At 64.2% G+C, this 21179-nt stretch carries 18 protein-coding genes; 9 read left to right on the forward strand and 9 right to left on the reverse strand.

Going from position 1 to position 21179, the window contains the following annotated elements:
• Positions 1–172: 172 nt before the first annotated feature.
• The 6 genes from AC6I6L_RS10860 to AC6I6L_RS10885 form a co-directional block, all read right to left on the reverse strand.
• Positions 173–1840 carry a DUF7519 family protein gene (locus tag AC6I6L_RS10860; RefSeq protein WP_497917779.1) on the reverse strand — a complete coding sequence of 556 codons (1668 nt, stop codon included), beginning with the start codon at positions 1838–1840 and terminating at the stop codon, positions 173–175.
• A complete protein-coding gene (locus AC6I6L_RS10865) occupies positions 1837–3177 on the reverse strand; it encodes a DUF58 domain-containing protein (RefSeq protein ID WP_497917780.1) in 1341 nt (446 codons plus the stop codon). The genes AC6I6L_RS10860 and AC6I6L_RS10865 overlap by 4 nt, the downstream gene beginning before the upstream one ends.
• Positions 3174–3866 carry a DUF7269 family protein gene (locus tag AC6I6L_RS10870; protein WP_497917781.1) on the reverse strand — a complete coding sequence of 231 codons (693 nt, stop codon included), beginning with the start codon at positions 3864–3866 and terminating at the stop codon, positions 3174–3176. Before AC6I6L_RS10870 ends, AC6I6L_RS10865 begins: the two co-directional genes overlap by 4 nt.
• Positions 3863–5605 carry a hypothetical protein gene (locus AC6I6L_RS10875; protein WP_497917782.1) on the reverse strand — a complete coding sequence of 581 codons (1743 nt, stop codon included), beginning with the start codon at positions 5603–5605 and terminating at the stop codon, positions 3863–3865. Before AC6I6L_RS10875 ends, AC6I6L_RS10870 begins: the two co-directional genes overlap by 4 nt.
• Before the next feature lie 130 nt (positions 5606–5735).
• Complete coding sequence (locus tag AC6I6L_RS10880; RefSeq protein ID WP_497917783.1) at positions 5736–6188, reverse strand: TRAM domain-containing protein; 453 nt, start codon at positions 6186–6188, stop codon at positions 5736–5738.
• A gap of 279 nt (positions 6189–6467) precedes the next feature.
• Positions 6468–8744 (reverse strand): N-6 DNA methylase, encoded by a 2277-nt coding sequence (locus AC6I6L_RS10885; protein ID WP_497917784.1) that lies wholly within the window; start codon positions 8742–8744, stop codon positions 6468–6470.
• Positions 8745–9079: 335 nt separating this feature from the next.
• Between AC6I6L_RS10885 and AC6I6L_RS10890 the strand changes: the two genes are divergently transcribed.
• Genes AC6I6L_RS10890 through AC6I6L_RS10900 form a run of 3 tightly spaced genes read left to right on the forward strand, consistent with a single transcriptional unit; the run spans position 9080 to position 11706 of the window.
• On the forward strand, positions 9080–9871 hold the full coding sequence (locus AC6I6L_RS10890; RefSeq protein WP_497917785.1) for an electron transfer flavoprotein subunit beta/FixA family protein: 792 nt from the start codon (positions 9080–9082) through the stop codon (positions 9869–9871).
• A complete protein-coding gene (locus AC6I6L_RS10895) occupies positions 9868–10824 on the forward strand; it encodes an electron transfer flavoprotein subunit alpha/FixB family protein (protein WP_497917786.1) in 957 nt (318 codons plus the stop codon). The genes AC6I6L_RS10890 and AC6I6L_RS10895 overlap by 4 nt, the downstream gene beginning before the upstream one ends.
• 39 nt (positions 10825–10863) lie before the next feature.
• A complete protein-coding gene (locus AC6I6L_RS10900; RefSeq protein ID WP_497917787.1) occupies positions 10864–11706 on the forward strand; it encodes a polyprenyl synthetase family protein in 843 nt (280 codons plus the stop codon).
• A gap of 50 nt (positions 11707–11756) precedes the next feature.
• Here AC6I6L_RS10900 and AC6I6L_RS10905 read toward each other — a convergent pair whose 3' ends face one another.
• Positions 11757–12863, reverse strand: coding sequence for a DUF373 family protein (locus AC6I6L_RS10905; RefSeq protein WP_497917788.1), 1107 nt, complete (start codon positions 12861–12863; stop codon positions 11757–11759).
• A 213-nt stretch (positions 12864–13076) separates the two neighbouring features.
• Here AC6I6L_RS10905 and AC6I6L_RS10910 point away from each other — a divergent pair, with 213 nt between their 5' ends.
• Positions 13077–14072: a radical SAM protein gene (locus tag AC6I6L_RS10910; RefSeq protein WP_497917789.1), complete on the forward strand. Its 996-nt coding sequence runs from the start codon at positions 13077–13079 to the stop codon at positions 14070–14072.
• A 40-nt stretch (positions 14073–14112) separates the two neighbouring features.
• On the opposite strand, the gene AC6I6L_RS10915 is transcribed toward AC6I6L_RS10910, so the two are convergent.
• Positions 14113–15489, reverse strand: coding sequence for a helix-turn-helix transcriptional regulator (locus AC6I6L_RS10915; RefSeq protein ID WP_497917790.1), 1377 nt, complete (start codon positions 15487–15489; stop codon positions 14113–14115).
• Between the two features lie 222 nt (positions 15490–15711).
• On the opposite strand from AC6I6L_RS10915, the gene AC6I6L_RS10920 reads away from it, so the two are divergent.
• Positions 15712–16938 (forward strand): DUF7096 domain-containing protein, encoded by a 1227-nt coding sequence (locus tag AC6I6L_RS10920; RefSeq protein WP_497917791.1) that lies wholly within the window; start codon positions 15712–15714, stop codon positions 16936–16938.
• A gap of 54 nt (positions 16939–16992) precedes the next feature.
• Entirely contained in the window at positions 16993–17499 is a 507-nt protein-coding gene (locus AC6I6L_RS10925) for a type IV pilin N-terminal domain-containing protein (RefSeq protein ID WP_497917792.1), read from the forward strand.
• Between the two features lie 34 nt (positions 17500–17533).
• Here AC6I6L_RS10925 and AC6I6L_RS10930 read toward each other — a convergent pair whose 3' ends face one another.
• Complete coding sequence (locus AC6I6L_RS10930; RefSeq protein WP_497917793.1) at positions 17534–18157, reverse strand: methyltransferase domain-containing protein; 624 nt, start codon at positions 18155–18157, stop codon at positions 17534–17536.
• Between the two features lie 187 nt (positions 18158–18344).
• Between AC6I6L_RS10930 and ahaH the strand changes: the two genes are divergently transcribed.
• From ahaH to AC6I6L_RS10945, 3 genes are read left to right on the forward strand one after another with little or no spacing between them, the layout of a single operon-like run.
• The gene (gene ahaH / locus AC6I6L_RS10935; protein ID WP_497917794.1) at positions 18345–18677 is read left to right on the forward strand and encodes an ATP synthase archaeal subunit H; all 333 of its coding nucleotides are present in this window, start codon (positions 18345–18347) and stop codon (positions 18675–18677) included.
• On the forward strand, positions 18664–20892 hold the full coding sequence (locus AC6I6L_RS10940; protein WP_497917795.1) for a V-type ATP synthase subunit I: 2229 nt from the start codon (positions 18664–18666) through the stop codon (positions 20890–20892). The genes ahaH and AC6I6L_RS10940 overlap by 14 nt, the downstream gene beginning before the upstream one ends.
• Positions 20893–20897: 5 nt before the next feature.
• Positions 20898–21161, forward strand: a complete 264-nt coding sequence (locus AC6I6L_RS10945; protein ID WP_497917796.1) for an ATP synthase subunit C-like protein — start codon at positions 20898–20900, stop codon at positions 21159–21161.
• Positions 21162–21179 lie beyond the last annotated feature (18 nt).

Below are 21179 nucleotides of genomic sequence, written 5' to 3' on the forward strand. Positions count from 1 at the left end.
CGTCTAACACTCTTTACGATAGTCGAGGACGGTTCCACCGGATCGGTGAGATTGACATCTCCCCGCGCTGTAGCACGAGGCTCTCGCCTCGAATTTCCCGTAAGTGCAACGAAAAACGCGTTCCGATCGCAGCAGTTCGTACCGATCGATTCGGTTTCCGGATCGAACCGTATCACCCGCGGAGCGTCCACGTGACGAGCACCAGCGCAGCCAGCCCCGTGGCGACGGCGATCGCGGCGTAAGCCGGATCGGCTACGGACACCTCGGGGGCGACCCACCGATAGCAAGTGATCGCACCACCGGCGACGACGGCGCCGGTGAGCAGGGAGCCGCCGACGTGGACCAGTTCCGCGCGAACGGTCGCCGCGTCCCGGCCGAGCTCCGTCCGGATGCCGTCGGCGTACTCACCGATATCCCACAGGACGAACGCCCCCGCGGCCGTCACGATCGCCGGTTCGACCCGCCCAACGATCGCGAGTCCCGCGGCGAGGACGAACACCGCACCGGCAGCCAGCGCGGCACCGATCGCTCGCGGCGGAAGCAACCGAACGACTCGGAGGGTCCAGACGGTTCCCAGCAGCGACGACAGCGCGGCTAGCGCGACGACCAGCAGACCCGCTGCGAGAGCGAACAGCGGTACCGACGCGATCAGGTCGACAACCGCGGGGGGAGCCGTCCCCTCGAGTGCCGTTTCGAGCGCATCAGCGGGAATCGAGTCGTCGAGCAACCAGGCGACCACCGTTGCGACGGCAGCGCCGCCAACTGCCGGGGCGACGAGCCGTGCCAGCACGACAGCGATCCCTCGGCCGAGGGCCCGTCGCGTGAACTCGACGACCGCAAGCGCAACCGCGACGGCCGAACACGCGAGGAGCGCGAGGCGAATCTCCGGGGTCGTCACGAGCGTTGCGAGGATCCCTCCGACTGGCTCGGGTATCGCGGTTCGAAGTTCCACTGGCGTCACCGGAACCGCATCGATTCGATCGGTTACCGAGGAGGCGGCGAGGGCCGCGACGACGATCGCGATCGAGAGCCGGAACGCCAGCGAACAGCTACGCCGGAGTCGCGCGATCGCCAGCGAGAGATCGTTTTGTCGATCCGGCGGCACCAGTCGCTCCAGAGGCAAGTCACCGAGCGTGATCCACCAGCAGGCGGCGGCCACCCCGAGAACGCCCGCAAACGAGAGGACCGCCCACGAGCCGTCGGCGGCGACGAGGGCGTTCCAGCCCGCATCTGCCGTCTCTCCGATCGCCGCGGCCGCCTGCTCGCGGGCGTTCGCCTCGGGGAGGATGCGAACGCCAGCGACGGCCGTCACGCCGATCGCGGCGAGCATCGTTCCAGTCGCACCCCGCCGAACGCCCCCGTCTCCGAACCGGTTCCACGAGACGAGTCCGGCCGCGAGGCCGGCGACGACGAGCGCCCAGACGGCCCCACCCGCGAACAGGCCGAGTCCAGAGCCGCTCAGTACGAGCGCACCGGCGAGGGCGGCCGGGGAGACGACGAGCAACGCGACGGGAACGGCTACCGCGCCGCCGAGCGCCCGAACGATCGGTCGATCGCTCCCGAGCAACACGGTCGAAAGCGCCGCCGCCAGCCCCGCAACCGTCGCGAGTGCGGCCAGTTGCAGGCCGACGAGGGTCGACCCGACGCCGATCCCGACTGCGAGCGTACAGCACATCATGGCGACGTCGCTCGCCGTCGGTGCCGCGAGCCCGCGCTGAATCCCCCGCCGGAGTCCGGTCATCGTCGACGAGGCGATGCGACGCGCAACCAGCCGCGGCGATCGATCGCCGCCGTCCTCCCGTTCACCGTGAGCGGTCCACCCCGCTGCGTCGCTGCTCATCGCGATCGCCCTCCGCGGACGCCGCGGCTTCCCGAACCGAACGCCCGCGCGAGGTCGACCGAAATCGGGTCGTCGAGTTGCCAGTCGACGACGGTCGCACCCAACCCGCGAAGCTCGTCGATCCGGTTGGCCCGGACGAGGCCGGCGATACGCGCCCCCGGCGAGACCGTCGAAACGGTGATTCCCGTCGTGATATCTGGGGAGACGACCGTCACCTCGCGGCCCCGCATCCGGAGCGTCTCCACGAGATCGACCGCCCGATCGTCGGTCAGGGGCGTACAGAAGACGACCTGTGCGCGGGTCGGCAGCCGTCGCTCGAGCGAGACGCCGAGGGAGCCGCCGTCGGAGACGGCCCGCGCTCGTTCGGAGCCGGGGCCGCGGGCCGACTGCGTCGATGCGGAATCGGTGCCGTCGGTCGCCACCTCCTCGATCGCGTCCTCGACGCGACGGCGGACGCCGGTTCCCGATCCGGGTTCGATCCAGGTATCGCCCGCGAGCGTCGCCAGTCCGGTCCGGTTGCCGTCTTCGAGCGAGGCGACGACGCCCCGCGATGCGGCGTAAAGCGTGAGGTCGAACGTGTCGGGACCGCCCCCAGGAGCCTCCCGCTGGGGTGCGGATCGGTCGTCGATCACGAACACCATCGTCACCGCCCGCTCCTCGCGGTATTCGACGGTCGCGAGGTCACCCGTCCGGGCGAATCGGTGCCAGTCGATACGGTTCATCGGATCGCCGCGGCGGTACTCCCTGGTCGCGAAGAACTCGATGCCGCTGCCGCCGTCATCGGTCGGGGCCTGTCCGACGTACTGGATCGTCTCATCCCGAAACGGAAACGAATCGAGGAGCGTCTCGCAGGTCACCACGTCGTCGCCGTCCGGATCGCGCTCCTCGGCGCTGACGACCGTCGCTGAGAGCGATCGCCGCCGAACGCTCACCGGGCCGAACGCGAACTCGCCACGGGGCGGCGTCAGTTCGTACTCGTGGGTCACGGTTTCGTCGGGCGGGACGGCCGTCGCGAACGCCGTCGATCCCGTGACCGGGACGTCTTCTGGCGGGGTGTCCGCGATGCGAACGTCGGGTGCGACCCGATCGCCCTTATTGGTCACCGCGATCGTGACCGTCGCGGAGGCACCCGGTCGGACGCGTGCGTTGTCGAGTTCGCGCTCGATTCGCAACTCGCCGTCGGGGACGCCGCTCAACTGCCCGACGAGGACGAACCCCAGGGCAACGATCGCCAGAAAGAACAGCGACGGAATCCCGAGCGCGACGGCGACGAGGCTGACCGTCACCGCGACCACCAGCGCCGCCTGCCAGCGAGCCTGTCGGTACGAGTCGATCACGACCCATCACCCGCCGAAATCGCTGGCGTCGACTGCAGGCGATCGATCTCCGCGATCGTCCGGTCGAGCCCACGGACGAACGGGTCGGCGGTGCTCACCAGATCGTACAGCCAGACCAGGATCGGCGTCGACGACCCGTCTTCGCCCGCGAGAAACGCCGCCGCACGCGCGTCGTCGGTCCACTCGCCCGTTTCGATCGCAGTCGCCGCCACTTCGGGGGTGACACCCGCGCGGTTCGCGTACGCCGTCGCCGCGATCGGCCGGAGCGACTCGACGAGCTGGTGTCGTGCCCGTTCGCGCTCCGTGCGAGTGCGATCGTCGTACGCCGTCGCCGCGTCGACGTTCTGGTCGACCGAAGCGCCGATTACGGCGTTGCTGGTGGGTCCCGACGCCAGCAACGACCGGGTCTCGGAGTGGCTCCCCGTCGATCGCTCCGTTCTGACGATCGACTCCGTCGACGAGGATCGGAGCCGACCGAGAATTCCGATCGTCGGCGCGAACACCACGAGAACGGCCACGAGCGCGAGAACGACGAGACCGGGATCGACCGCCGAGACGATCGTGTCGATTTCGGGGAGTCGCTCGAGCACCAGTGCCGGCCGAACGGCGAGTGCGCCGCCGAGGGCGAGCATCGCGCCGGCGAGGACGGAGACGACCGCGAGCCAGCGCGTCGACGGCGTCCGACTCATCGATCGTCGCCCTCCCTGCGTTTGGCGTCTGATGGTCGTTCGCGCTCGGCGCTCGCTTGCGTTTCGCCCTCGTCGTCTGCGTTCCTATCAGCGTCGTCGCCCCCACCGTCTGCGTTTCTATCAGCGCCGTCAGCCGCGTCCAGTTCCGATCGAAGCCGCTCGTGGGCGGCGGTCGTCCCGTCGAGATACGACTCGGGGTCGCGGTCCCCGTACTCGACGTCACGGAAGGAGTCCGTGATCGTCTCGACGGGGGTCGAGGGAGCCCCGGCGTGTTTGGCGCTTCGGGCGACGTCCGCCGGCGTGGCCGTCGCGACGCGGGCCCGGTACATCGTCGACGCCTCGATCACGCTCTCGAAGGCGAGGCGGATTCGATCGCGCGCCGTCACCCGCTTGTCGGACCGGGATTCGGCGGTCGATTCGTCCGTGTCGTCACCGAACAGTGACAGCGCCGCTTTCGCGTTCCGGGCCTGCGTCCGGACGCCGCCGAGGACGCTTCCCAACCCGGCCACGAACAGTCCCGGCAGTTCCGCAATCGACCGAACCCGGCCGAGCGCGGCGATCGCCCGTTCGAGCGAGCGAGCACAGGCGACGACGACGGAGAGCGCGATCGAGACGATCCGGCCCGGAATCGACAGCAACGTCGCGATCGGGTTTTCGCGGGTCCGGTACAGATAGCCCGCGACGAGGACACCGACTGCGGCGGCGATCGCGAGCAACGCGGTGCCCGACAGCGAGGGAAGCGCGTCGTCGAGTCCGGAGTCGGCGTCCTCGCCGCCGTCGTCCGGGGCACTCGATTCGGCGTCGTCGTCCGCATCGGCGGTCCGATCGGTGTCCTCGACGGTCTCCCCGTCGCGATCGGCCGGCGACATGTCGGGATCGTCGGCAAACGACGATTCGCTGACAGTGTCGTCCTGCGCGCCCGACGTGTCGTCACCGCCGCCACTGGGGTCCTCACTTGCGGTCCCCTCGGCGTTCGGCCCGTCGGTCGTCGTCGCAACGTTACCGTCGGAACCCTCGTCGTTTGCACCACCGTCGTCGAACTCGTCGCTTTCAAACTCCTCGCCGTCGACGGCTTCTGCATCGAACTCCTCGCCGTCAAGTTCCCCTCCGTCAACGGCTTCCGCATCGAACTCCTCGCCGTCAAGTTCCCCTCCGTCAACGGCTTCCGCATCGAACTCGTCGGCGTCGAACCCGCGTTCGAGCGACTCATCCGGGAGCGCACCCGGGCCGGCCTCGAGGTCGTCGAGATTCGACTCGCCGACGACCATCTTGCCGAACGCCCCGCCCATTCCCTCGGCGGCGGTTTCCTGTTGGGCATCCGCCTGTGATACCGCCGCATCCGGCGGTTGCTCACCCTCGATCGCCGACGCGTCGCCGCCGAACGCCGAGAATATCGCGCCGATTCCGTACAGCGCCGCATCGACGATCGGATCGTCGATGCCACCGATCCCGTCACCGGGTACGGTCCCACCGGGCGCTCCGGGCCCGTCCTCAACCGACCCGTGAGCATCGTCAGCGGTCGATTCGCCATCGCCTGCCATCTTCGCCGGCCGGTCGGCGAGACTTCCGTCTCGATCCGTACCGTCGATCGATCGCTCCTGACCGTCCGCAAAGAGGTCGCTCGCGGGAGATTCCGTCGCGACCATCGGCATCGCACTCGCGGCGAGTAGCAGACCGCCGATCCCACACAGAACTGCAACGGTAGTGAAGAGTCGTCGATCGATTGCTGGCCCCGCCATTGCTGGCGTACATTACTGATTGCTGGTATTTACGTGTTATTGCAATAGAAGATCGACAAGAAGATCCACACGGCGGTGCAGTGACTGTCCACGCAGTCGGTTCCGGGGATCTGTCCGGACAAACGGCGAGTTACGACCCCCAGAAGTTCTCGCGGCTGCCGAGTCGCTCTCGTTCGTACGGATCCACTTCCTCGTCTTCGTCTGCGTCGGCCGAGACATCGTCGGCGGATCCGTCGTCGTCTTCGTCGTCCATGGGCAGGAGTTCCAATTCGTCCGCACGTGCGTGATTGCTGTGGACCCGCGTGATCTTGACGCGAGCGCGGGCTTCCGGAAGGACGCCATCGACCATCACGATGAATCCGTCCTCGGTTCGACCGACGCCGGCCCCGCTTTCGTGCATATCGACGACATCGATCACGACCTCTTCGCCGGGTTTGACCGGCTGGGTCTTCAGGTCCTGAATCGGCTGGCTGTAGTGGTTACACCACTCCTTGCCACCCCGATCGCCGTAGTGTTGACACCCCATGCCAGTTACCCGTTCGGAAAAACTCGGACAGTCGTCGGCGAGTGGACAGTCTGCCATGACTCGTACTATCGGTGGCGTCGTTAAACCGTTTCCGTCTCTGGAACGACCGCCGAAAACTGCCGAGCTACGGGCACGGGCCGATCGAGACCAGCCGGCACAGCGTGCTGGAGTAGCGGTATTCGCTCGGTCGAGTGCGCAAGCGGCGATCGAGAGGGCGTGATCGACGATCCACCGGACCCCGACACCGAAACCATCAACCCGGCTTCCGGGTGGCGATTTCACGACATCCAGCGGAGGCGGGACGTGCCGGCAGGAGTCGATCGCACCGATTTAGCCTCAGGTTGAGGGAAGTGTCTGCTGCCCACTGCCGGGGAATGGCGTTCCCCCCGCGAGGAGGGTTTCGACGTGACGGTCGATCTCCGCCTGAACAGTGTCTAGCTCCTCGATCGTCGTCGAATTGTACGCTCGTTTGCTGAGCGTGAGCGTACTCTTATCCGGCGGACGATGGTCTGCGAGGGAGTCGGACACGATGTCGTGGGCCTGCATCGAGAGTTCGGCGAGCCGTTTGCTCTCGTCGGTTGCCGTCCATTCCGGCAGTTCGAGTTTGGAGACGGTCGTTTTCGAGAGACTCGCCTTCCCCTCGGAAGCGATGTCTGCCAGGCAGCGCTGATACGGCGACGAGTTCAACAGGGCACAGAGGAAGTGCGCCTCGTCCCTGCTGTCGGTCGAAATGAACATGAAGTGATCGCCCGGCACGACCGGCTTCTCGCCCAGATCCGGATCCTCGACGGTCGAGATGACGGTAAAATGGGGTTTGAAGCCGAGTCGACACCAGACGACCTTGTAGTCGGCCCACGTGTACTCCCCGAGCCCGAATACGTTGTAGAACGGTCCCTGTTCGAGCCAGGCGGACGATCGGTCGTCGAGTCGTTCGCGGTGGCCGTCGAGGTAGTCGTATGTCAAGGGCAGGTCGGCTTTCAGCTCGTCCTCGTTGTCCTCGTTCGCCCGTGTTATCGGGACCAGACGCAGGTCGTGGCCGAACAGGCCGTACTTGACGACGTGTCTCGACTTGAGATACGGGTAGACGAGATCGGGTTCGAGTTCCGAGAGTTGCTCGCGATCGATCGAGAACACCGCCTGAGCGTCGTCTTTGACGCCGTGGCGGATGTCGTGGTCGCAGTCACCGAGCGCGCCGCGTTCGGCGTCGCGTCGAATCCAGGCGGAGGTCGACTCGTCGTCCTCGAGCGGGATGATCGCGGTCGATTCGGCCGACAACGTCTCGCGGATCGTCGCCGTCGTCGAGAAGTCGGCCGTCTCGTCGCCGCTCGTCCACGACGCCGTCTCGATCGGAAATTCGGGGTGGCGATCGGCGGCGAACGTGTAGACCGCCGCGTTCGCGCCGACCTGCTCGCCAAAAGGCTGGAGCGTGTTGAAATCGTGAACGTGGGTCAGTTCCAGTGATCGATCGCCGACCGACAGCGTCCGGAGGAGCTTCCCCGCCGGTCCCTTCATAATGTCCCGTTTCATGACGAAGCTGGCGGTCCCCCCAGCAGTCAGATACCGGTGGATGCAGACCCAGACGAACGGGATCGCGATGTCGTCGTTCGCGTAGCCCAGACGAGAGATGGTCCCCTCGTGGGGAAGCAAGTTCAGCCGGTCGACGTAGGTGTCGCGCCACTCGTCTTTGAGGTCCTCGGAGAGGCGGTCCCAGGTGATCCACGGCGGGTTTCCGACGAGAGTGTCGACCGTAAGCGCCAGCTCTCGGCCCTCGAACGTAATCGCGTCGTCTCGGGTGAGCGCGAGTGCGTCGGTGAGAAACACCGGAAGTTCGACCCGCGGAGTGCTCGCGTTCTCGAGGACGGGGAGCAACGAGAGCAAATACGCCAGTTTCGTACTCTTGACGGCGACGGGATTCAGATCGATGCCGAAGACCGTCGAGGTGACGGCGTCGACGATCTCCTCGGGCGAGTGGTCGTCCTGAAGGGCGGCGATCTTTCGGGAGACGCAGACGGCAACGAACACACCGGAGCCACAGCCAGGATCGAGAACCGACTCCTCCGCGAGTCCGTTCCCGTCGATCGCGTCGACGGCCAGTTCTGCAACGCCCCGTGGCGTGTAGTACTCCCCAATTTCGAGGCGGATCTCTCGGGAGATGATACGTTCGTAGAGCGTTCGGAGAAAGTCAGTGGATCCAGTTCGGATTTCCGCTTCGAGACCGTCCGTCTCAATATCGTCAGCGATCGACGACCGGGAGAACGACGCGTCTTCGACGACCCGGTCACAGAGCGCCCGAATATCGACCGAAAGCGCATCCGTGTTCGCCTGTGCCTCTCGATTGCTGACGGGACACTCGACCGCTCGCTCGCAGTATTCCATGACACCGTCCACGACGAAGTCAAAATACAGCGAGTCAATAAAGAGGCGCTTTCGCGGGGTCTCGAGATCGATCGCCGCGAACACGTCCCCGTGGCTCGTCAGAAAAAACGACTCCCACTCCTGTTTTGCCGTCTCGAATTCGCGTTCGGTCTCGAGGAGGAATTGTGCGCGGCGATTGAACTCCTTATAGAGCCGACTGTCTCGTCCCCAGCGATCGGATACTGTCGTCTTCGTCATAAAATTCTCGTGTGACACAACGGCGATTGGCCTGGCGTCGAATACCGGTACACGGCGTCGAATACCGGTACACAGGTTTCCCTGTTAGTAGTGTCGGTAGGGGGTTCGGTTCGCTCGTGATCGGACTTCCCCGGTGAGTCGTCTCGGAATAGTCACACCGTCCGCTGATAAACGCCAAACAACCACCTACAGATTTGTGAATGTCGCGCCATTCATCTACTATCTCTCAATGATGTGGCCCGTATTAGTTTATTAGCTGTAATAAATCCCCTAATGAAGTCACGACACGGGGTATTTCGAAAACGTTTACGGTCAGGAGGTGTGAGTGATCGATGATGAAGATCCTCGTAACGGTCAAAGAAGTCGCAACCGTCGAAGACGAGTTCGAAATCGAGGGAACCGAAATCGCGGAGCAGTACCTCGGTGCGGACCTCAACGAGTGGGACGACTACGCGATCGAGGAGGCCGTCCAACTGCAAGAAGACGGGATCGCCGACGAGGTCGTCGCCGTGACGATCGGTCCCGAAGAGTGCGAGCAGACGATCCGGCAGGCGCTCGCGAAGGGTGCCGACCGCGCGGTGCGCGTCTGGGACGACGCACTCGAGGGCGTCGACCTGCTCGACGTCGGGACCAAGACCGAGATTCTGCACGCCGTCGTCGAGGACGAAGACCCCGACCTCGTGTTGACCGGCGTCCAGGCCGGCGACGACAGCTTCGGCGCGACCGGTGTCTCGCTGGCCGAAGCGCTCGGGTTCCAGTGGGGTGCCGTCGTCAACCACCTCGAACACGAGTTCGACGACGATGTTGCCTCGGTCCGTCGCGAACTCGAGGGCGGTGTCGAGGAACTCACCGAGATCGACCTTCCCGCCGTGTTGACCATTCAGACGGGGATCAACGAACCCCGGTATGCGAGCCTGCGCGGGATTCGACAGGCCCAACGCAAGGAACTCGCCGTCCAGACCCTCGCCGACATCGGCGTTGACGAGAGCGCCGTCGACTCCGCACTCGAACTGACGGCGATGTACGAGCCCGAAAGCGAGACCGACGCAACCATCTGGGAGGGCAGCCCCGAGGAGACGGCCGCCGAACTCGGTGAGCTGCTCCGCGAGAAGGGGGTGGCACAATGACGGACGTTCTCGCCATCACCGAACACCGCCGCGGCGAACTTCGCGACGTCAGCTACGAGATCATCACCGCGGGCCGCCAACTGGCCGACGAAACAGGCGGCGACCTCCACCTCGCTGTCATCAGCGGCACCGTCGAGGAGTTCGCCGGCAAACTCGATCGCGAGGGCGTCGACGCCATCCACACCGTCGACTACGGTGAGGAGTTCAACCACGACGTCTACACCCAGGTGGCAACTCAGCTCTACGACGAGCTCGCGCCCCAGTACGTCCTCACGCCGAACAGCGTCAACGGACTCGACTACGCGCCCGCGATCGCCACCCGACTCGGACTCCCGATCGTCACCGACACCACCGACCTCGAAACCAATGGCGAGACGCTGATTGCGACCCGTGAGATGTACGGCGGCAAGGTCGAGACGACGAACGAAGTCGCCGGCGACGCCGTCGTCACCATCCGCGGCGCGGAGTGGCCCGCAGCCGAGGGAACCGGCGACGCCTCGATCGACGCCGTCGAGGCCGAGATCGACGAGGACGCGATCGGCTCGTCCGTCACCGGCTTCGAGGAGGTCGGCGGCGGCGACGTGGATATCAGCGACGCCGACGTGCTCGTCTCCGTCGGCCGCGGCATCGAAGAGGAGGACAACATCCCGCTGATCGAGGAGCTTGCCGACGCACTCGGCGCGACGGTTTCGTCTTCCCGCCCGATCGTCGACAACGGCTGGCTTCCCAAGAACCGCCAGGTCGGCCAGTCCGGGAAGGTCGTCACGCCCGAGGTCTACATCGCGATCGGCATCTCCGGTGCCGTCCAGCACGTCGCCGGAATGAAAGGATCGGAGACGATCGTCGCGATTAACACGGACCCCAACGCCCCGATTATGGACATTGCGGATTACGCGATCCACGACGATCTCTTCGAGGTGGTGCCGGCGCTGATCGAGGAGTTCGGCGGCTGATCCGTTAGCTACTTTTTCACCCCCTCCTAAGCGCTGGCAATGGAACTTCTGGAGCGCCGTCGGGCGCTGATCGAAGAGCGTCTCGTCGACGTCATCGATGGCATCGATCCCGAGACGCTCAGCGATGAAGTTCGCCACGTCGCGCTCTCCGGTGGGAAGCGGGTTCGCCCGATGGTGACGATTCTCGTCTGCGAAACCGTCGGCGGAACCGCCGAGGAGGCGGTCGACTTCGGCGTTGGGATCGAACTCGTCCACAACGCCTCGCTGGTCGTCGACGACATTATCGACCGATCGGAACTGCGCCGCGGGACGACCAGCGCCTGGGCCGAGTTCGGCTACGGGCCGGCGATTATCACCAGCGACGGACTGCTCGGAGAGGCGTTCGCACTGTTTTCGACGGACGCAGACGCCACGCAGACTGTCGCGGAGGCGATGGTCGAACTGGGGATTGGCGAGGCGACCGAACTGTCGGCACAGCCGACCAACGAAGCCGAGTACATGACCCTCGCACGGCGAAAAACGGGTGCGCTGTTCCGGGCGGCGGCCGAACTCGGCGCGATCGCCGCCGACTCGGACCCGTTTACCGTCGAGGCCGTCGGCGAGTACGCCGAGCGCGTCGGCGTCGCGTTCCAGATCAGAGACGACGTACTCGACGCGGTCGCCGACGCGGAGGAGCTAGGCAAGCCGACGGGCCACGACGCCGCGCTCGAACGGCCGTCGGTCGTCCAGGTGACCGACCTCACGCCGAAGGAGGCGAACCATCGCGCGCGAACGGAAGCCGATCGCGCACTCGAGGCCCTCGACCGGGTCGACGCGGCCGATCGCGAGGCCAGACGCTACTTGCAGGAACTGGCGGAGTTCGTGGTCGAACGAGAACGGTGAGCACGGGGTGGACGAGGGTGTTAGCGGGCCGCAATGATCGGCCCCGGCGATCAGCGCGAGGCGCTGTCGGGCTGTCGCCCACCCTCTGAAAACCGGGATTCGGCGACCGCGAACGTAAGCGTGCTTACGATTCCCAGCAGCGTCCCGGTCGTGAGCGCCGCCGCGAGGTAGGTGATGCCGACTTCGTCGATAAAGAAGGCGCTGACGGCGTGGAGAACGATCGCCATCGCGAGGACGTAAAACGGGGCGTTGAGGTAACGCCATTCGAGCGTGCCCGCGATGTACTCGTCGGTAATCTGTCCGAGACTCGTGGTAATTCCCGCCGCGGCGATCCACTGGATCGAGCCGAAGACCAGCGCCGAGAGGTGGACGACCACGTCGATCTCGCCGGTCGTTGACGCTTCGACTGCCTCGAGCGTGTCGAGGCCTCTGACACCGCCGATGACCAGTAGAGCGGCCGCAACGACGTACGCGAGCAGCGTGGTTCGGCCGGCATACAGCGACCGGCGGGCCCGTTCGACGCCCGCGTCGAGTCGATCGCCGAGACCAATCCCGCGCGAAATGAGATAGAGGCCGAGCAGGGCCGAGGTCGTCCCGAGGAAGAAGCCCGGCATATCGAGTACGGTGCCGATCAGTGCGAGCGGATAGATGAGCAGCAAAATCCCCAGCGGAATGAGGACCGTCCCTCGGGTCTCGGGGTCGTTGAGCACCTGTTTGATCGTGTAGTACATCGACTCCAAGTTCTGGGCCTGTCTGACCACGACCCGCCGAACGCCGTCGATCGGCACCCGCGATCGGATAATCGGGATGACCGACTCATCCTGGGCCCCGTCGGTAACGACCAGTGCCGTGACGTCCTCGGCCGTCGAGAGACTCGCGAGGACCGTATCGACTTCGTCGCCAACCTCACGGTTCGCCTGAACGTCACCGTCGTCGTTACCGGTGACGACGGCGACCGCGACACTCTCGCCGCGGCTGTCGAGATCGTCGTAGATGTGCAGTCCCTGAAAGATGACGTTCGCGTCGGAGTCTTCAGGGTCTGCGGTCGCGAGCGCGACGGCTGCTTCCTCGACGGGTTCACGGCCGATAACGGGCGTCGAGAAACCGGTCTTTCTGCCGAGGTCGTCGTCGAGGTCGACACACAGGACCAGCAGCATCTATCTGTGGTTGCACGCCACGGTATTTTGCTCTTCTGGGACGCCGAATCGATCGACGCCGGGCAGGTCGGAAACCGATCGACTGCTCGGCGGCGACGTTGCAGTTTTGCGGCCGCGAGAGACGCCGTAATCGTGTGATTCGGTATCAACACCCCGGGTTCGACGGATTCGTTTCGCACGGCTTTTGAGGCTCGGTCCGGTAGTGAGACTCGAATGATCTCCAGGGGCTGTGAGCAGTGTGCGAAAGGTGGCAAGATGGTGCTGTTCGTCTACGGCTACTGCGACCAGCGCGACTGCTTTTACTGCCCGCTCGGAGAGAACCGCAAGAACGTCACCGACGTCTACGCCAACGAACGGCTCGTCGAGACCGACGAGGACGTGCTCACCGAGGCCCACCGGATGGACGCCCTCGGGACTTCGATCACCGGTGGCGAACCACAGGAGGCTCTCGATCGAACCTGTCACTACCTCTCCCTGCTGAAAGACGAGTTCGGTGAGGACCACCACACCCACCTCTATACGGGGATCACGGGCGGTCGCGAGAACATGCGACGGCTCTCGGAAGCCGGTCTCGACGAGATTCGGTTCCACCCGCCGCTCGAACAGTGGGGCGACCTCCACGGCACCGAATGGGAGGACATTCTCTACGTCGCTCGTGAAGAAGGACTCACTCCGGCGTTCGAGATTCCGGGAATCCGTGCTGAGGAGGAGTTCCTCGAGTTCCTCGACGAAGGGGCGGCGGAGTTCTGTAACGTCAACGAATTCGAGATGAGCGACGGCAACTACCGCCGGATGCAAGAGCAAGGCTTCGAACTCAAAGAAGACCACATGAGCGCCGTCGACGGCGATCGCGAGGAGATCCTCGACGTGATGGGCGACCACGAACGGGTATACTTCTGTACGTCGGTGTTCAAAGATGCCGCCCAGCACCGACGCCGACTGAAGCGGATGGCCCGGAACATCCGCCGCGAGTTCGACGACATCACCGACGACGGCACGCTCGTCTACGGCAAAACGACGGCCTCGCCCGATCGGTTCGAGGCGCTCGGCGTTCCCGAGGAGTTCTACACGGTCAAAACGAACCACGTCGAAGTCGCCTGGTGGCTTCTAGAGGAGATGATCGACGAAGGCGACCTCGACGATGGCGAGATCGTCGAACAGTACCCGACGTACGATGGGCAGGTCGTCGAGCGGACGCCGTTAGCGTAGAAACTGCACCGCGAGCGAACAGCGTGAGCGAGCGGCTATTTTATTCCACTTCGGTCGGGTCAACTTCCGGCAGCGTGATAAGGTTCTCACGGCCGATCCGGAGCTTCTCGATCTCGCCGTCTTCGTCCATCTTCGAGAGCAATTGCGAAACCTTGGCGTTCGACCAACCGGTCTCGGAGACGATCGAGCCCTGTTTCATCCGGCCCCCGTTTCGTCTGAGCATTCGGCTGACGCGTTCCTCGTCGCTCAACAGTTCTGGATCGATCTCCTCGTCGCGATCCTCCTCGAACTCGAGTTCTGTCTCCGTCTCGCCGGGACGGCCGGATCCGGTGTCGCGATCGGAGTCTGGTGGAAGCGAGCCGCCATCGGTGTCCGCCGAAGCCGGTGTGGGGTCCCCACCGAACACGCGCGATCGAAGCCGGCCGACGATCGCAAGTTTCCCGACGCGATCGGGGAGTCGATCGACGGGTTCCGGGAAGTCGACCTGCGAGTGGCGCCGAGCGAGGAGGTAGCTGCCGACACCGGCGAACAGGACGGCACCGACAACGCCGGCGATTATCCACCCCGAGACGCCGGGTGCCGGCCCGCCGGCGCTCCGAACGAAGACGATCTGCAGTTCGTCCGTCTCGAACTGATAGGGACCGTCCCACTCGAGCGTACTCGGCGTCTCGAGGGCGTACCCGGACGGTGACTCGATCACGAGACGCTGGCCGTCGTTCAGCGAGAGCCAGACGCCGGTGTCGGTTTCGAAGGCATCACCGAAGTAGATTCGATCCTCGTCGACGGTGGCGAAGTTCGTCCAGGTAAACGAGTACGAAAGCACGCCGACGCGAACTGCCGTTTCGTTGCCGGTCGTTTCGTTGCCGGCCGGTTCGTCGCCGGTCGGTTCGTCGTCGGCTTCGGGAAAGGCTTGCTCGTCGAGGCCCGCCTCCGCGGGTGTGAGGAGACGCGGGTCGTCCCAGCCGACGTTTTCGATCGTCATTTCCCGACCGGTCGATCGCTGGGCGTTCTGGCGGAACCGATCGAACTGCTGGGCGTCGTAGGTCACGTCGCGCTGGCCGCTCGTCACCGCGTCGGCGTACTCGGTGAACGCGGCTTCGTCGTCCGCGTTCGTTATGAGGAAGCGACTCTCGATCGTCCAGGTCGCGTCGCCGTCGTCGCTGATATTGATTCGGATAACCTGTCCGGGGTCGACCTCGTCGGGTGCGGACTGGGTAGTAGCGAGGGTCGGGGCGGCCGAGGGACCGGCCGCGAGAGGTGCGGTTTCGACAGCTGACAGCGCCCCGTCACCGACGGCGTCCAGCGAACCGTCGTCGGGTCCGTAGCCGGAGGCGGTCGGTGCAGCGGCCACCGCCCCGAAGAGGGACATCGCGAGGAGGGCTGCGAGGGCGAGTGAAATGGCGGCGGATACCCGCATGCGTACCAACACGGTGGTCGCCCGGGGGAAAAAACCCTTTCCATCGAAAAATACGGCGTTACCGTCGGCGCTGAACGGTCTCTGTCGAAAGAACGGCGACTCGAACGCTCGCGAAACGACGGGAATAGCCATAAAACGACGGTAACACGCGTTTACCCGTCAGCAACCGCGAAAGTTTCGAGTGCGACCTGTTTTTGTATGAGGAGTTCGTATGCTGGTTCGATGAACGGTACGCCCTCCATCCTCCTCGCGGTGCTTCTCGTCTCGTCACTCGTCGGGGTTCCAGTCGCAGCGGGACCCAGTACTGGACTCGGGGCCGAGACCGGAACGGTTGCCCAGTTGCAAGCCGAGCAACTGAACCGGACGGTCAACGAGACAGCAACCGAGAGAACGACCAACCGTCTCCCGCTCGAAGGCGAAGTCAGAAGCGACTACGTGGAGTTCGGGGCCGATTTCGGGTCAGTACTTGCGGGTACGGAGACCGAGTTACGAACTGATTACGATCAGTATACGGTGCTCGATCGGGAGTTCGAGGAAGCGGGGCCGGACGAACGAGAGGCGAAGGTAGAGACAGCGTACGACCGTCTCAAGAACCGAAGTGACGAACTCGAACAGCGAGAACAGACCGCCGTAACGGACCACGCGGCGGGCAGTCTGTCGACACACGAACTGCTCCAGATCGTACTGCAGAACTATTACGAGGCGGCGGTACTCTCGGATGCCCTCGATGACGTCGAAGCCCGGGCGGATCAAGTCTCCGGCTACTCGCTGTCGGTACAGGACGACCAGAACGAACTCGCGATGCACCGGACGCCGGTACGGGCGTATCTCGATCGGGCGGCGACGGGTGAAGCGACTGACGACGCCGTTATCGCGATTAGAACCTCCGAAACGGGGTACAGCCTCTCGTATCTCGACGGAAACTACGTTCGCGAGGCGACCAGATTCGACAATCGCCGGGAGGCGTGGGTTACAGAATTCGAAGATATCACCGACGCCTACGAGTACGCGAGCGAACTGTACCCGTGGGGGGTCGAAACCAGCCGCTCGCCGACGATCAACGAGCACACGACGGTGAATCTGTACCAGATTCAGGCCTCGCACGATCAGGGCAGCCTCGTCGCGTATCTCGACGGCGGGACGGCCACCGTCCACCGCGAAGTCCAGATACTGAATTACGCGTCGCTGCCGACGGAAACGGAAACGCGCTGGGCCGACGACGGTCTCGAACTGACGCTCAACGAGACGCCGGCGGATGGACCGGCGTCGGTGTCTGTGACCGACTCGGAGACGGGCGACCCCGAAACCGCGACGGTCACGATCGACGGATTCGAAGTCGGTGAGACCGACGGGGACGGGACCATCTGGATCATCCCGCCGGAAGGGACGTACGAACTGACGGCGGAGACAGACGATCGTAGCATCGCCGTGACGGTATCCGAAAGCTGACGACGAGCGCCGCCAGGCGTACGTTTATCCGGGAACGGGCGACCAGGACGGGGTGTGAACGAATCGTTCCCCCAATGCTCGAGGGACGACCGCCAACGCGAGCAGCGGGCGGTAACGCCGATCGTCGGCGTCGTCTTGCTGATAGCGCTGACCGTCGGACTGGCCGGCATCATCGCCGTCGGCGTCAGCGCGTGGTCGATCGACGCTGGAGGATCGATGGCGGCGTTCGACCTGACCGTCGACGGCGATCGGTCCGTCGTCGCGATCGATCACCTCGCGGGCGATCCGATCGACGTCGAGCGGCTGTCGGTGACGATCGCGGTCAACGACGAGGACCTGACGAAACAGCCGCCGGTGCCGTTCGCCGGGGCACCCGGTTTCGACGGGCCACCGACAGGAGCGTTCAACGCGGCGAGCGATTCCGAATGGCGGGCCGGCGAGCGCGTGAGTCTCGTCGTCGCCGGGACGAACGGGCCGCCGATTGACGCCGGCGATACGGTCACGGTCACGCTGGCGGTCGAAAAGCGACACGTCAGGACGCTCGAAGCGACCGCAAACTGACGCGTGGGCGTGGATAGTCCCGTCGACCGAGGGATTATTCGGGGGACCGTCCGATCGTCGTGATCGCGACATCGGGATCGTAGGAGGGACCCTGAAAGAGGTGTTTGACGTCCTCGAAGCCGGCAGTCTTGAACATCCGATCGGCCTCGTACTCGTCGTAAAACAGCATGATGGAGTCGGCCAGCCGCTGCGCGAGGAAACTATCAGGATAGTTTGGACCGACCACGAGGACCTGTCCGCCCGGTTTCAGCACGCGGCGAAACTCCCGAAGCGCGAGAATCGGGTTCGGCCAGTACTCGATCGAACCGGAGGACCAGACGATGTCGAACGTGTTCGTCGCGAACGGGAGTCGTTCGGCGTCACCTCGGTGGAAGTGGACGGGCGGGCCGCGTTTGCCGAACTTCGCGTAGGCCTGTTCGAGCTGGTGTTCGCTCTGGTCGAGCGCGTAGACTTCGTCGACGTGTTCGAGCAGTCCGTCCGTGGCGAAGCCGGTGCCACAGCCGACGTCGAGTACGGTCAGGTCGTCTTCGAGGTCGAGCAACGAGAGTGCCTCCGAGCGCATCTCCTCGGTCCAAATGAAGGGGTTGACCCGATCGTAGACCTTGGAGAGGTACTTGTAGAACAGTCGGGCACGAGCCTTGTTCTCGAGAACTCCCATTACCGAAGTATTTCGATCCGATCGGGATATGTCTGCCGTTCCCGCCGAGGCGTGATCGGACCGGGACGATCCGGTCGTCTCTGTCTCGAAAGTAATCGACAAATACTCCGCCAGAACGCACGGAATTGGCGAGTCGCTTTCGCAACTACCATATACGCGCTCTGGCAAACATCCGATTGCTTAGAGTATGCCGAGGCCAGAGGTTCTCGAACGAATTAAGTCGGCGGAAGAAGAGGCCGACGAGATCGTCGCATTGGCACAGAACGACCGCGACGAGCGAATCACCGAGGCCCGGGAACGTGCCGAGGACATTCGCACGGAAGCGGAACAAGAAGCACGCGATCTCAAAGAGCGCCGTCTCGAGGCGGCGCGCGAAGAGATCGATCAGGAGTGTGAACGCGTCCTCGAAGAGGGCGAACAGGAGCGCGAGGCGCTCGCCAAGCGCGCCCAGAGCCGGGTCGACGAAGTGACCGAACACGTCGTCGAACTGTTCCAGGAGGACGTTCATGCTCAGACCTGAACGGATGAGCAAGGTTTCGGTGACCGGTTCGAAGGGCGTCATGCCCACGGTCATCGAGACGATCCACGAGCTGAACCTGGTTCACCTCTCGGACTACGACGGCTCCTGGGAGGGGTTCGACAACGGCAACCCGATCGAGGGTGCTGACGACGCCTCCGAGGAGCTCGTGACCGTCCGGGCACTCGAGAGTACGCTCGGACTGGCGGAAACCGACGCCCAGCCAGGACCGATCGGCGACGACTGGGAGGCGCGACTCGAAGAGATCAGAACGCGAGTCAACGAACTCGACGACCAGCGAAGCGAGGTCAGCGAGGAACTCCGTCAGGTCGACGAAAAGATAGACCGCGTCGCGCCCTTCGCGGAACTCGGGATCGACCTCGACTTGCTGTCGGGGTATGAATCGGTCGAGGTTCTCGTCGGTGAGGGCCGACGGGAGGCCATCGAGGCAGCCGTCGACGCATCCGACGACATTCGGGCCTTCGAGACGTTTACCGGAGGCGATATCGTGGCGGTCGTCGCTGCACCTACCGAAGGTGCCGGACCGGGCGTCATCGACGACGCGCTCGTCGGCGTCGAACTGACCCGATACGAGGTACCCGAAACCGATCAAAGTCCCGCGGCGTACGTCGACGAACTCGAGACGCGACAGCGCGACCTCGAGTCGAAGATCGACGAGATCGACGCGGAACTCGACCAGATCGAAGGGACCGAGGGCTCGTTCCTGCTTCGTCTCGAAGCGGAGTTGACGATCGAGGTCCAGCGGGCGGAAGCACCCTTGCAGTTTGCGACGAGCGATCACGCCTTCATCGCGGAGGGGTGGATTCCGAGCGGCGAGTACGACAGACTCGTCGGGGCGCTCGAAGACGCCGTCGGAGACGGCATCGAGATCGAGGAACTAGAGCGGGCGAGCTACGATCGCCACGGCGGCTCGCACACGGAAGAGATCCAGCAGGGCGAGCAGGCTGCAGGCGACGACGAATCAGATGCGGCGTCGGAGGACAGCCAGCAGCAAACGGCCGTCACCGATGGTGGCTCGGTCATCACGATGGGCGACCAGCCGCCGACCGTCCAAGACAACCCGTCGGCGGCCAAGCCGTTTGAAGTGTTGGTGAAGGCGGTCAACCGACCGAAGTATAACGAACTCGACCCCACGATCTTCCTGTTCCTGACGTTTCCGCTGTTCTTCGGCTTCATGATCAGCGACGTCGGGTACGGGCTGCTGTACGTGTTGATCGGGTTCTACATGTACCAGAGCTTCGACAGCCCCGGGATTACGAGCCTCGGGGGCGTCGCGATGTGGGCTGGCGCGTTCACGATCTTCTTCGGCATCATGTTCGGAGAAATATTCGGCATCCACGAACTGGGCTACATCCTGTTCGATGGCCACCCGCCGATGGAAGACAAGGGACTCTCGCCGGCGACCGAAAACTTCGCGATCACGTGGGTCGTCGTGAGCGTCCTGCTCGGCGTGATCCACCTGAACATCGCGTACATCCTGGACTTCATCGAGAATATCCAGCACGGACACGGCCTCTGGGGCGCGATCACCCACAGCGGCTCGTGGATCCTGATGCTCAACGGGCTCTGGATCTGGGTGTTCACACCGCAGGGAGCGGGCGCGAAGCCCGACTTCCTGTTCGAGATCTTCGACGGCGCTGCGTTCAACTTCGGGTTCAGCAGCTTCCCGATGATGGCGATCGCCGACATCCCGTTGCCGATCGCAATCTCGGGCTACGAGACGTTTACGCTGACGCTGCCGTTCCTGCTGGTCATCATCGGCATCGTCCTGCTCGCAATCGGGGATCCCGTCGAACTCGCCGAGTTCGCGATTCCGTTCGCACACGGCGTTTCCTACGCCCGAATGGCGGCAGTCCTGCTCGCGAAGGGTGGGATGGCGTTCGTCGTCAACCTCCTGGTGTTCGGCGGAATCGAAACTGAAGAGGGAACGCGCCCCTTCCTCGCCCCATGGACTGACTACACTCACGAGTCCGGCGAAGTGATGTTCGAAGGCCTGATCCACATGGGCCCGATCGCACTCGTCTTCGGACTCGTCCTGTTGGTCGTCGGACACATAGTAGTCTTGCTACTTGGTATCACAAGTGCCGGATTACAGGGTGTGAGGCTCGAGTACGTCGAGTTCTTTGGGAAGTTTTATGAGGGCGGTGGAAAGAACTACGAACCGTTCGGAGACGATCGAAACCACAGTGAGGACTGAATACAATGGAACTTGAAATCGCGGAAATGGCAAATATCGTACTGCAAAACGGAGAAATGACTGAGTCCCCATCGATCACAGGCCCTGGTGCCGCAGCCCTGGCCGTCGGACTCGCTGCGCTCGGTGCCGGTTACGCCGAACGCGGAATCGGAGCTGCCGCGGTCGGAGCGATCGCTGAGGATGACGACATGTTCGTCCCCGGCCTGATTATGACCGTCCTTCCCGAGACGCTCGTGATTCTGGCACTGGTCGTCATCTTCATCGTCTAACAACCGCGTCCCCTTCTC

This window comes from Halosolutus sp. DAT137, assembly GCF_059736405.1.

Excerpts from the sequence above, each read along its gene's own strand:
- AC6I6L_RS10860 (WP_497917779.1), bottom strand. The coding sequence starts at position 1,840 with ATGAGCAGCGACGCAGCGGGGTGGACCGCTCACGGTGAACGGGAGGAC.
- AC6I6L_RS10870 (WP_497917781.1), bottom strand. The coding sequence starts at position 3,866 with ATGAGTCGGACGCCGTCGACGCGCTGGCTCGCGGTCGTCTCCGTCCTC.
- AC6I6L_RS10875 (WP_497917782.1), bottom strand. The coding sequence starts at position 5,605 with ATGGCGGGGCCAGCAATCGATCGACGACTCTTCACTACCGTTGCAGTT.
- AC6I6L_RS10880 (WP_497917783.1), bottom strand. The coding sequence starts at position 6,188 with ATGGCAGACTGTCCACTCGCCGACGACTGTCCGAGTTTTTCCGAACGG.
- AC6I6L_RS10885 (WP_497917784.1), bottom strand. The coding sequence starts at position 8,744 with ATGACGAAGACGACAGTATCCGATCGCTGGGGACGAGACAGTCGGCTC.
- AC6I6L_RS10890 (WP_497917785.1), top strand. The coding sequence starts at position 9,080 with ATGAAGATCCTCGTAACGGTCAAAGAAGTCGCAACCGTCGAAGACGAG.
- AC6I6L_RS10895 (WP_497917786.1), top strand. The coding sequence starts at position 9,868 with ATGACGGACGTTCTCGCCATCACCGAACACCGCCGCGGCGAACTTCGC.
- AC6I6L_RS10900 (WP_497917787.1), top strand. The coding sequence starts at position 10,864 with ATGGAACTTCTGGAGCGCCGTCGGGCGCTGATCGAAGAGCGTCTCGTC.
- AC6I6L_RS10905 (WP_497917788.1), bottom strand. The coding sequence starts at position 12,863 with ATGCTGCTGGTCCTGTGTGTCGACCTCGACGACGACCTCGGCAGAAAG.
- AC6I6L_RS10910 (WP_497917789.1), top strand. The coding sequence starts at position 13,077 with ATGATCTCCAGGGGCTGTGAGCAGTGTGCGAAAGGTGGCAAGATGGTG.
- AC6I6L_RS10915 (WP_497917790.1), bottom strand. The coding sequence starts at position 15,489 with ATGCGGGTATCCGCCGCCATTTCACTCGCCCTCGCAGCCCTCCTCGCG.
- AC6I6L_RS10920 (WP_497917791.1), top strand. The coding sequence starts at position 15,712 with ATGAACGGTACGCCCTCCATCCTCCTCGCGGTGCTTCTCGTCTCGTCA.
- AC6I6L_RS10930 (WP_497917793.1), bottom strand. The coding sequence starts at position 18,157 with ATGGGAGTTCTCGAGAACAAGGCTCGTGCCCGACTGTTCTACAAGTAC.
- ahaH (WP_497917794.1), top strand. The coding sequence starts at position 18,345 with ATGCCGAGGCCAGAGGTTCTCGAACGAATTAAGTCGGCGGAAGAAGAG.
- AC6I6L_RS10940 (WP_497917795.1), top strand. The coding sequence starts at position 18,664 with ATGCTCAGACCTGAACGGATGAGCAAGGTTTCGGTGACCGGTTCGAAG.
- AC6I6L_RS10945 (WP_497917796.1), top strand. The coding sequence starts at position 20,898 with ATGGAACTTGAAATCGCGGAAATGGCAAATATCGTACTGCAAAACGGA.